8 protein-coding genes are annotated in these 11,190 nt (G+C 65.0%); 2 read left to right on the top strand and 6 right to left on the bottom strand.

What is annotated here, in order from left to right:
* Entirely contained in the window at window positions 1-408 is a 408-nt protein-coding gene (locus tag K6G35_RS26750; protein WP_008646756.1) for a VOC family protein, read from the top strand.
* A 122-nt stretch (window positions 409-530) separates the two neighbouring features.
* Here K6G35_RS26750 and K6G35_RS26745 read toward each other — a convergent pair whose 3' ends face one another.
* The 4 genes from K6G35_RS26745 to czcI all read right to left on the bottom strand — a co-directional run bounded on the left by K6G35_RS26745 (window position 531) and on the right by czcI (window position 6,667).
* Window positions 531-3,662, bottom strand: a complete 3,132-nt coding sequence (locus K6G35_RS26745; protein WP_495676624.1) for a CusA/CzcA family heavy metal efflux RND transporter — start codon at window positions 3,660-3,662, stop codon at window positions 531-533.
* A gap of 14 nt (window positions 3,663-3,676) precedes the next feature.
* Complete coding sequence (locus tag K6G35_RS26740; RefSeq protein ID WP_495676623.1) at window positions 3,677-4,897, bottom strand: efflux RND transporter periplasmic adaptor subunit; 1,221 nt, start codon at window positions 4,895-4,897, stop codon at window positions 3,677-3,679.
* Between the two features lie 11 nt (window positions 4,898-4,908).
* Window positions 4,909-6,192: a TolC family protein gene (locus tag K6G35_RS26735; protein WP_495676622.1), complete on the bottom strand. Its 1,284-nt coding sequence runs from the start codon at window positions 6,190-6,192 to the stop codon at window positions 4,909-4,911.
* A 97-nt stretch (window positions 6,193-6,289) separates the two neighbouring features.
* Window positions 6,290-6,667, bottom strand: a complete 378-nt coding sequence (gene czcI / locus K6G35_RS26730) for a cation efflux protein, CzcI family (protein ID WP_495676621.1) — start codon at window positions 6,665-6,667, stop codon at window positions 6,290-6,292.
* Between the two features lie 146 nt (window positions 6,668-6,813).
* Between czcI and K6G35_RS26725 the strand changes: the two genes are divergently transcribed.
* Complete coding sequence (locus K6G35_RS26725) at window positions 6,814-9,186, top strand: heavy metal translocating P-type ATPase (protein ID WP_495676620.1); 2,373 nt, start codon at window positions 6,814-6,816, stop codon at window positions 9,184-9,186.
* Window positions 9,187-9,239: 53 nt separating this feature from the next.
* Here the strand turns inward: K6G35_RS26725 and K6G35_RS26720 are convergent, their stop codons facing one another.
* Both K6G35_RS26720 and K6G35_RS26715 read right to left on the bottom strand, forming a co-directional pair.
* On the bottom strand, window positions 9,240-10,130 hold the full coding sequence (locus tag K6G35_RS26720) for a polysaccharide deacetylase family protein (RefSeq protein ID WP_286881760.1): 891 nt from the start codon (window positions 10,128-10,130) through the stop codon (window positions 9,240-9,242).
* A 7-nt stretch (window positions 10,131-10,137) separates the two neighbouring features.
* Window positions 10,138-11,190, bottom strand: a complete 1,053-nt coding sequence (locus K6G35_RS26715) for a bifunctional UDP-4-keto-pentose/UDP-xylose synthase (protein WP_186426604.1) — start codon at window positions 11,188-11,190, stop codon at window positions 10,138-10,140.

Here is an 11,190-nt window from a genome sequence, read left to right as displayed (position 1 = left end):
ATGCAGGTGCAACCGTATCTCGATTTCGGCGGCCGTTTTGACGAGGCAATGGCGTTCTACGGCAAGGTGATGGGCGCCAAAGTGACGTTTATGATGCGCTACAAGGACGCGCCCGAAGGGCAGCCCAAGCCATCGCCCGCCTGGGCCGAGAAAGTCATGCACGCGAATATCCAGGTGGGAGACAGCCAGTTCATGGCATCGGACGGCCGGGAGGGGCAGACCCCCGCGTTCTCCGGCTTCATGATGTCGGTGGGCGATGTGCCAAATGCAGAGGGGCAGCGGATATTCAATGCGCTGGCCGAAGGCGGTCAGGTGTTCATGCCTTACCAGAAGACATTCTGGGCCGAGGGGTTCGGGATGCTCGTCGACCGGTTCGGCATGACGTGGATGGTCAACTGCGAACACTGACGCAATGACGTATTGCGGGTGAGCGGCCAGACCGTCGTCGCCCGCCTCTTTCCGCCTCCTTCTTCTTTCCCCGGTTTTCTCCTGCCCCCTCTCCCGCGTTCGCGGCAGAGGGGGCAGTCATGTCAGCGGCTCGCCAATCGGCCGTGGGCCCAGCGATACAGCACAGGCAGCACCAGCAGCGTCAGCGCGGTGGATGACAGTATCCCGCCGATCACGACAGTGGCCAGTGGCCGCTGCACCTCTGCGCCGGTGCCCGTGGCAATCGCCATCGGCACGAATCCGAGCGATGCCACGAGCGCCGTCATCAGCACAGGGCGCAGCCGCGTCAACGCGCCGTTGAATACGGCATCATCGAGCGATCGGCCTTCCTCACGCAGCGAGCGGATAAACGAGAGCATGACCAGTCCGTTGAGTACCGCCACACCCGAGAGCGCGATGAAGCCCACCGCCGCGGAGATCGACAACGGAATACCGCGCATCCACAAGGCCAGGACGCCACCGGTCAATGCAAACGGAATCCCGGTGAAGACGATCAACCCGTCGCGCACATTGCCGAACATGGCGAACAGCAGTACGAATACCATCAGCAGCGCCACGGGCACGACGATCTGGAGCCGTTCCGTCGCCGACTGCAACTGCTCGAATGTGCCACCCCAGGCAATCCAGTAGCCGGTGGGGATCTTCACGCGCGTGTCGATGGCGGCCATGGCTTCGGGGACGAAGGTGCCGAGATCCCGCCCGCGCACATTGGCGCTGATGACGATGCGGCGCTTGCCATTTTCCCGTGAGATCTGGTTCGGACCTGGCGCAATGGTTAGCGTGGCGACTTCGCCGAGCGGAATGTAGCTTGTTGCCGCGTTGGTGCCCTTGGGCAGGGGGATCGGCAGACGTCGCAGCGCTTCCACGTCGGCGCGAATGCCTTCCGGCAGGCGCACGCCAATGTTGAAGCGGCGGTCGCCCTGGTAGAACACGCCGGCGTCGCGGCCGCCCACGGCGATGGCGACGGTGTCCTGGACGTCGATCATGTTCAGCCCGTAGCGTGCCGCGCGGGCGCGGTCGACGTCGACGGTCAGCACCGGCAGACCCGTGGTCTGTTCGACCTTGACTTCCGTGGCGCCGGATACGGTCTGCAGGACCTTGGCGATACGCTGCGCCGTGGTATCAAGCACCTCGTTATCGTCGCCGAACAGCTTGACCGCCACGTCACTGCGCACGCCTGAAATCAGCTCGTTGAAACGTAACTGGATCGGCTGCGAGAACTCGTAGCGATTGCCCGGAATCTTCTCCAGTTCGGCTTCGATCGCGGTGCGCAGCGACTCGCGGGAACGGGAGGGATCTGGCCACTTGTCACGTGGTTTGAGCATGATGTAGGCATCCGAGATATTGGGAGGCATCGGATCCGATGCGATCTCCGCGGTACCCGTGCGCGCGAAAATGCGCTCGATCTCGGGGAAGGTTGCCTTGAGGCGCGTCTCGATCTGCTGCTGCATCGCCACCGACTGCGTCAGGCTGGTACCCGGAATGCGCAGCGCCTGTACCGAGAAATCGCCTTCGTTCAGGTTGGGGATGAACTCGCTCCCGAGGCGCAGCGCCACCAGCCCGCTAAGCAGTACCGCCATGCCCGCGCCGGCGAGCACCACCGGCGTATTGGCCAGGGCACGCTTGAGCACCGGCTCGTACCCGCGGCGAGCCCAGCCCATGATGCGGTTTTCCTTTTCCTCGACGCCGCCGCCAATAAACAGCGCCACGGCTGCCGGCACGAAAGTCACGGAGAGGATCAGCGCGCCAATCAGCGCCAGCACCACGGTCATCGCCATCGGGTGGAACATCTTGCCTTCCACGCCACTCAACGCAAAGATCGGGATGTAGACGATCATGATGATGAGCTGGCCGTAGACCAGTGGCCGGCGTGCCTCGCTCGCGGCTGCGAACACTTCCTCGAAGCGTTCGGCGCGTGTCAGCGGGCGTCCCAGGCGTTCTTTCGCATGAGCCAGACGGCGGACGCAGTTCTCGACGATCACCACGGCGCCGTCGACGATGATGCCGAAGTCGAGCGCGCCCAGGCTCATCAGGTTCGCGCTGATCTTGTATGACACCATCCCCGTGAACGTGAACAGCATCGACAGCGGGATCACCATCGCCGTGATCAACGCCGCGCGCAGATTGCCAAGGAACAGGAACAGGATGGCGATCACCAGCACCGCCCCTTCGAGGAGGTTCTTCTTGACCGTGGCGATGGCCTTGTCGACGAGATTGGTCCGATCGTAGACGGTGACCGCCTTGATGCCTGCCGGCAGGGACTTGTTGATCACGGCCATGCGCGCATCTACGGCCTGGGATACCGCGCGGCTGTTTTCGCCGATCAGCATGAAGACGGTACCCAGGACTACTTCGCGGCCGTTGTCGGTGGCCGCACCGGTGCGCAGCTCCCGGCCAAGGCCCACTTCGGCAAGATCACGGACACGGATCGGCAGGCCCTGAGCGGTGCCTACGATGACGTCCCCGATGTCGTCGATAGACTTGACCTGACCAGGCGCGCGCACCAGGTACTGCTCGCCGCGCCGCTCGATATAGCCGGCGCCGACATTGGTGTTGTTGCGTTCGAGCGCCTGCACCACGTCCTGCAGCGAGAAGCCGTACGAGGCCAGCTTTTCAGGGCTTGGCGCCACCAGGTATTCCTTGGCGAAGCCGCCGATCGAGTTGATTTCGGTAACGCCGGGCACGTTGCGCAACTGTGGCTTGATGACCCAGTCCTGGATCTCCCGCAGGTCGGTGGGCGTGTATGGCGTGCCATCCGGTTTGCGCGCATCCGGCTCGGCTTCGACGGTCCACAGGTAGATCTCGCCGAGGCCAGTGGAGATGGGGCCCATGGCAGGCACCACGCCTTCCGGGAGCTTGTCCTTGGCTTCCTGGATGCGCTGGTTGACGAGCTGGCGCGCGAAGTAGATATCGGTGCCGTCCTTGAAGATCACCGTGATCTGGGACAGGCCGTAGCGCGACAGCGAACGGGTCTGCTCCAGGCCCGGCAGGCCGGCGATGGTGACCTCCAGCGGATAGGTGACGCGCTGCTCGGTTTCAAGCGGCGAGTATCCGGGCGCCGAAGTGTTGATCTGTACCTGGACGTTGGTGATGTCCGGGACGGCGTCGATCGGCAGGCGGCTGTAGTTGTAGATGCCGAGCCCGGCCATGCCGAGGACCGCCAGCATCACGAGCCATCGCTGCGCGATGGCGAAGCGGAGAATGCGTTCGAACATGAATGGCTCTCCGTTCAGTGCGAATGCTCGGCGTTGCCCTTGCCCTGTTCGGCCTTGAGCACGAAGCTGTTGCCCGCCACATAGCGATCGCCGGCGGCTAGGCCGTCGACGATCTCGATGCGCTTGCCGTCGGTGCGGCCCGTCTTGATCGCCCGGGCGAGGAAGCCTCCCGGCGCCTCAACGAACACCTGCTTCTGGCCGTCCTCGACCTGCACCGCATCCGCTTCGATGATCACGGGGGCTTCGGTGTCGCCGGTGGCCACGCTGACGGTGACGAACAGACCCGGACGCCATGCCATCTCGGGGTTCGGCAGCGTCACGCGGGCCGTGGCGGTACGGGTTTGCTGGCCGAGCAGGGCACCGACGTAGGAGACCTTGCCTTCCGCTTCGCCATCGAACGCAGCAGAAGCTATACGTACCGATTCGCCCAGCTTCACATGCCCGAGGTCCTTTGGCGCGATGACGAACTCGGCCCAGACCGTGTTGAGATCGGAAATCGTGAAGACCGCGGTTTCCGCCGCGACGGCTTCGCCGAGTGCCAGGTGCTTTTCGACGACGATGCCGTCGAAGGGGGCGCGCAGCTCGAACTGGTTGATGGCGCGGGCGCTGGGCTTCGCGCCAATGGCGGTCAGCTTCTGGGCGGCGTTGCGCTCGGCGATTTCGGCTTCCTGCAGCGCGGTACGTGCTGCAAGGAAGTCCTGCTCGGCGGAAACCTTGTCTTCCCAGAGCTTCTTTTCGCGGGTGTAGGTGGTGCGCGCCAGTTCCAGACGCCGCTGCGCGGCGAGCAACTCACTGCGTTGATCCGATAACTGCGTGCTGGCGAACACTGCCAGCAGGTCGCCTTTCTTCACACGCTGGCCAAGGTTGGCGGACACCGATTCGACAACACCTGCCACGCGCGGCACCACGTGCGCGGTGCGGTCTTCGTTGAACTTGATCTCGCCGGGGAATTCCACCGCGCTGCGGATGCGGCCCGGGCCGGCGGCGCGGATGTCCAGATTGGCGTTGCGGATCTGTTCTGGCGTCAGTTCGATCAGTCCGGGTGGCTCTTCGGCTTGTTGCGGCGTCTTCGCGGATTCAGCCGAAGCGTTCGACGCGGGCTGGCCGTGCGCGGCCTCACCCTCTTCGTGCGCGTGGTCGTCGCCACGGCCGGAGAGCAGCAGGGCTAGCGCGGCGATCAGGCCGGCGATCACGATGCCAGCGATGGTGATGGCCTGTTTTCGAGTCAAGGTCATGTTGGTTCCTGTCAGCGGCCGAGGATGCGGTCGATCGTGGTGGCGGCTTGCCAGCTATTGGCGACCACACCGAGGTAGCGGATGCGTGCCTGGAACAGCGTGCGCTGGGCATCCAGGACTTCGAGGTAATTGAATTTGCCGGCTTCAAAGCCTTGCGATGCGGCCTGGTAGGCGCGCTCGGCGGCTGGCAGCACGGTTTCGCGCAGGCTCAGCGCCGAGGAGCGGGAGACTTCGAGCTGGCTCGAGGCATGTTGCAGGTCGTGATCCAACCGAAGGCGTGTTGCGCGGAGTTCGTCGGCGGCCTTGTCGGCCTGACGGATGGCTGTGTACAGATTGCCTTGGTTGCGGTCGAACAGTGGCAGCGGAATGGCGACACCCAGCACGGGATAGGTGCCGCGCTCCGGCGAACTGTTGTCGCGCTTGGCCCCGACGCTCACCGTCACGTCCGGGTACTGACGACTGCGCTGGACGTTGATTTCGGCCTGCCGGCGATCGAGTTCCCGCTCGCTCGCCAGTAGCGCGGGGGCGCCGTCGAGCGATTGGCGCAGCATTGGTGCCAGAGGGCGGGCGGGCAATGCATCGAGGTTGCCATTGGCCTCGGTGAAGCGTGGCGACGGATTGCCCCATAGCGTGGCGAGCGACTGCCGTGCCGCCACCAGTGCGGCGTCGGCCTCGGAGCGTTCAATCTGCGCGTTGGCCAGTTCGACCTGTGCCTTGGTTTCCTCGACTGGCGAGATCTTGCCAGCCGCCACGCGCCGCGCCGCCGCGTTCGCACCGCGCGTGGCGATGTCGACCGAGCCGGCCGCCAGCCGCACGCGCTCCTGCGCGACCAGCACGTTGAAGAACGCGCCGATCACGCCGGCCCGCAGGTCGGCCTGCGTGGTGCCAAGCTGTGCCTGGGCCACGTCGCGCGCGCGGTTCGCGGCGCCAATCCGCGCGCTGCGCTTGCCGCCCAGTTCGATCGGAAGGTTGACCTGGCCAGTGGTGGCGCGTGTGGCGGCGCGGGTGTCTTCCATCTGCACGGCGACCTCGGGGTTCGGGATCACGCGTGCCTGTGTAATGCCGCCTTCGGTCGAATCGAGTTCGATGCGGGCAGCGGACAGTGTCGGGTTCTGCGCGGTGGCCAGTGCCAGCGCGGCTTCCAGCGTCAAGGCGCTGGGCGGTTCCTGAGCAGGTACTGGGGCCGGTACTAGGGCTGCCGTGCCCTGCGCCGATGCGACAGGACTGACGATGGGGCCCAGCGACAGGCAAAGGAGCACGGCCGCCAGACCGGGCGGCGAAAGGAAGTTTCTCATCGAGTTTCACCAATACGAACGGGAGAAAATCGGCGAGACGACAGGCGCGCCGTTCAGGGGCGCGTGGATTGGAAAGGGGCTTTCCGCGTCTCGCCGGCTAGGCGAGACGGGACCACTGAGGGCGGTCCGGAACGGGAGACGGGATTGAGCCGAACGCGCTGGCGCGTGGCTGATAGTGCACGGTGACGAACGGGTAGTCCCCGGTCATCGCCAACTCGGAGAACAGGCCGTGTGAGCCCGGGAAATGACAGGCATTGCAGTCACCGTCGGGGAGCTTGGCCGATTTGCTGTCCTTCGCGTCTTGCGCTTGCCGGTCGCTGTCGGCGGCGTTGTGCTCGTGCGTGTGGTGGCCAAAGTGCCACTGCCGCGCATCGACTGAGGTCGCCTTTTCGTGCGCGCAATACGCCGCCGCGCCGGCCCAGGCGAACTGGAGCGGCAGCAGTATTGCGAGAAATACAAGCAGTAGGCGGCGCATGGGGGGCGATTATAGGCGTTTGGCGAGCGGCCAAACATTACGTTCATGTCATGTTTGCACCGCTCCAAAGTATTTCGTTGGACGCTTGACCCTGTAGCGACTAAAGGGTCTTCAATGGCAGGGAACAAGAATCAATGGAATTTGACATGGCTCGCACCACCCCTGATAACGTCCTGCCGTCATCCTCGGCCGCGCACGGTCGTGGGCATGACCACGATCATCCGCATTCCCGCGAACACAGTCACGACCACAGTCACGAGCACGGTCATGACCACAAGCATGATCACAATCATGCACATGAAGCGGCACCCGAGGCGGCGCAGCCGAATGCGTGCTGCGGCTCGTCCTGCAGCGCATCGGTTTCGGTCAGTACACCGGTTGCCGCCCCGGCTGGCACCCGCTCGGCAGCCTATCGCATCGAGGCGATGGACTGCCCCACCGAGGAGACGCTGATCCGCAACAAGATCGGTGGTATGGCCGGCGTGGCGGCACTCGATTTCAACCTGATGCAGCGCGTGCTGACGGTCCACCACACGCTCGATTCGCTGGACCCGGTGGTCAAGGCGATCGATTCGCTCGGGATGAAGGCCGAACCGCTGTCCGACTCGGGCGCGAAGGCCGCCATCGCCGAGCCCGGCAAGCCGTGGTGGCCGCTGGCGGCTGCCGGTGCGCTGGCCGTGGGCGCCGAGGTGGCCGAATGGTTCCAGATTGCCACGCCGTACCTGCCCGCCGCGCTGGCGCTGGCCACCGTGCTGTTCGCCGGTCTTGGCGTCTATCGCAAGGGCTGGATCGCCGTGCGCAACGGCAACCTGAACATCAACGCATTGATGAGCATCGCCGTCACGGGCGCGATGCTGATCGGCCAATGGCCTGAGGCGGCCATGGTGATGGTGCTGTTCGCGCTGGCCGAGCGGATCGAGGCAGCCTCGCTGGATCGCGCGCGCAATGCTGTGCGCGGGCTGATGGCGATGGCGCCGGAGCAGGCCACCGTGCGACAGGCCGATGGAAGCTGGCAGCCGGTGGACGCGCGTCAGGTGCCGCTTGGCGCCATGGTGCGGTTGCGCCCTGGTGAACGTGTGGCACTCGACGGCCGCGTCCTGAAGGGACAGTCGGCACTGGATCAGGCGCCGATCACGGGCGAGAGCGTTCCGGTCGACAAGTCCGTGGGCGACAGCCTCTTCGCCGGTTCGATCAACCAATCCGGCGAACTCGAGTACGAGGTGACCGCGCCCGCCGATGAGTCGACGCTGGCCCGCATCATCCACGCCGTGGAAGCCGCGCAGGGCAGCCGTGCGCCCACGCAGCGCTTTGTCGACCAGTTCGCGCGCATCTACACGCCGGTGGTCTTTGCGATTGCGCTCGCAGTCGCAGTGATCCCGCCGCTGTTCATGGGCGAGGCCTGGCTTGCATGGATCTACAAGGCGCTGGTGCTGCTGGTGATCGCCTGCCCCTGCGCGCTCGTGATCTCGACCCCGGTCACCATCGTCAGCGGACTGGCCGCTGCCGCGCGGCGCGGCATCCTGATCAAGGGCGGCGTCTACCTGGAGCAGGGGCGCCAACTGTCCTGGCTGGCGCTCGACAAGACGGGCACGCTGACGCACGGCAAGCCCGCGCAGACCGATATGGCGCTACTCGTCGACGACGCGCCGGAAGCTCGGGCGATTGCCGCAAGCATCGCGGCGCGTTCCGACCACCCCGTCTCGCTCGCGGTGGCCCGTGCGGCCGAAACCGATGGCGTGGCGCGTTTCGAGGTGCAGGATTTCGCGGCGCTGCCGGGGCAGGGCGTGCGTGGCACTGTCAACGGTGTGGCGTACTGCCTTGGCAACCATCGCCTGATTCATGATCTCGGCGCCTGCTCTCCTGCGCTCGAAGCCCGGCTCGAGGCCATCGAGCGGCAAGGCAAGACCATCGTTCTGCTGGCCGCGATGGATTCTGCAGTGCCGCGCGCGCTGATGCTGTTCGGTGTGGCCGACACGGTGCGCGAAACCAGCCGCCAGGCCATCGAGCAACTCCATGAACTCGGCGTGAAGACGTTGATGCTCTCCGGCGACAATCCGCATACGGCCCAGACCATCGGGGAGCTTGTCGGCATCGATGAAGTACGTGGCAATCAGTTGCCGCAGGACAAGGCCGATGCGATCGCCGCGCTGACCGATCAGGCGCACACCCACGCTGGCCGCGTCGGCATGGTCGGTGACGGTATCAACGATGCGCCGGCACTGGCGCGGGCGGATATTGGTTTCGCGATGGGCGCGGCCGGGACGGATACGGCCATCGAGACTGCGGACGTGGCGCTGATGGATGACGACCTGCGCAAGATTCCGGCGTTCGTGCGGCTATCGCGCCAGACTTCGACCATCCTCAAGCAGAACATCACGCTCGCGCTGGGGATCAAGGCCGTGTTCCTGGTCCTGACCGTGATGGGCATGGGCACGATGTGGATGGCCGTGTTTGCCGATATGGGTGCGAGCCTGCTGGTGGTGTTCAACGGGCTGAGGCTGACGCGCAAGGCCGTTTGACGGCCTGTGGCAGTGTCGAGGATTGCACTCCCCGGTATGGGGAGCGCAAAAAATCAGGGCTGAATAATCAGTTCGCCGCTTCGGCCCGGGATTTCACCCCAGGTCACGGGCATCTGTGGCAGATCGCTGCGATCGATGTGCTGGTAATACGTTGCCATCGACACGAGCTGGTGACCTTGCGCGCGCCAGCCTGACAGCAGTCGCTTGAATACCGGCGCCAGCTTGCCACCTTCCAGCTCCGTATGGAGCGTGAAAATGTGGTCGCCGTCGCCCTCGGTCAGCTTGAGCACGGCCTCGTGCACATTGTCTTCGGTCAGGTCGTCCAAGCCGATCAGCTCGTCGAGCGTCGGCAGCGTGGTCGGCATCTGCACGTGGCGGCAGGCCTTGCCATCGACCGTCGGGATGTAGGGCGCCGTCCCGCGTCCATCGGACGCGTAGACCATGCCCCAGTCGTCGATCTGGCGAAACGCCTCGTTGTTCATCTGCCAGCCGGCCGCACCATGCGTCGTCGGGGCGGCGCCGAAGATATCGGTGAAGCGCTCGAACGATTGCTGCATTTGTCGGCGCGTCCAGGCCGCATCGCGCTGGCGCACGTTGTCCTGCCAGTAGACGTGGTCCCAGGTGTGGATGCCGCACTCGTGGCCCGCTGCCGCGGCCGCACGCATTTCGGCGGCGCCCTTGCGGCCGATGTCGGGCCCCGGCAGCAGCACGCCGTACATCAGCGTGCGCAGGCCGTAGTTCGACACCACGGAAGTCCGCGAGACCTTCTTCAGGAAACCGGGACGGAACACCCGGCGCAGCGCCCAGCCCGTGTGATCCGGGCCGAGGCTGAACAGGAACGTGGCTTCCGCCTCGACGGCGGACAGCATGGACAGCAGCGCGGGCACGCCTTCGCGCGTGCCGCGCAGCGTGTCCACGTCTACCTTGAGCGCAATGCGTGCCATGAAGCGATCAGTTGTCGGCGTCGACCAGCGTGCGTGCCTCGACCACCTTGTCGCGATACGCCTCGAAGATCCGGCGCAGCGCCTGCTCCATCGACACCTCCGGCTTCCAGCCCAGTTCCGCGATCGTGTTGTCGATCTTCGGCACGCGGTGCTGCACGTCCTGGTAGCCCTTGCCGTAGAAGTCGCCCGACGACGTCTCAACGATCTTCGTCTTGCGCGCTTCCTCGGCGTACTCCGGATACTCGGCCGCCATCTTCAGCATCATCTCGGCCAGCTCGCGCACCGAGTGGATGTTGCCCGGGTTGCCGATGTTGAAGATCTTGCCGTTGGCCACCCCGTCCTTGTTCTCGATGATGCGCATCAGCGCCGAGATGCCGTCCGAAATATCGGCGAACGCACGCTGCTGCGCGCCACCGTCCACCAGCTTGATCGGCTCGCCACGCACGATATGGCCCAGGAACTGCGTGACCACCCGCGACGAACCTTCCTTCGATTCGAAAATCGAGTCCAGCCCCGCGCCGATCCAGTTGAACGGACGGAACAGCGTGTAGTTCAGCCCTTCCTGCATCCCGTAGGCGTGGATCACGCGGTCCATCAGCTGCTTGGAGCAGGCGTAGATCCAGCGCGGCTTGTTGATCGGGCCGTAGATCAGCGGCGAGGCTTCCGGGTCGAACTCTTCGTCGGCGCACATGCCGTACACCTCCGAGGTCGACGGGAACACCAGGTGCTTGCCGTACTTCACCGCGGCGCGCACGATCGGCAGGTTGGCCTCGAAGTCCAGTTCGAACACGCGCAGCGGCTCGCGCACGTACGTGGCCGGCGTGGCGATGGCCACCAGCGGCAGCACCACATCGCACTTGCGGATGTTGTACTCGATCCACTCCTTGTTGATGGTGATGTCACCCTCGAAGAAGTGCATGCGCGGGTGGTTCACCAGATCGCCCAGGCGGTCCGACGACATATCCATGCCGTAGACCTCCCATTGCGTCGTTTCCAGGATGCGGCGCGTCAAATGGTGGCCGATGAAGCCGTTGACGCCAAGAATCAGGACCTTTTTCAT

This window comes from Cupriavidus sp. HY129, assembly GCF_059492215.1.
Note: the sequence above shows the minus strand (reverse complement) of the source record. Positions and strands in the feature narration are given on the sequence as shown.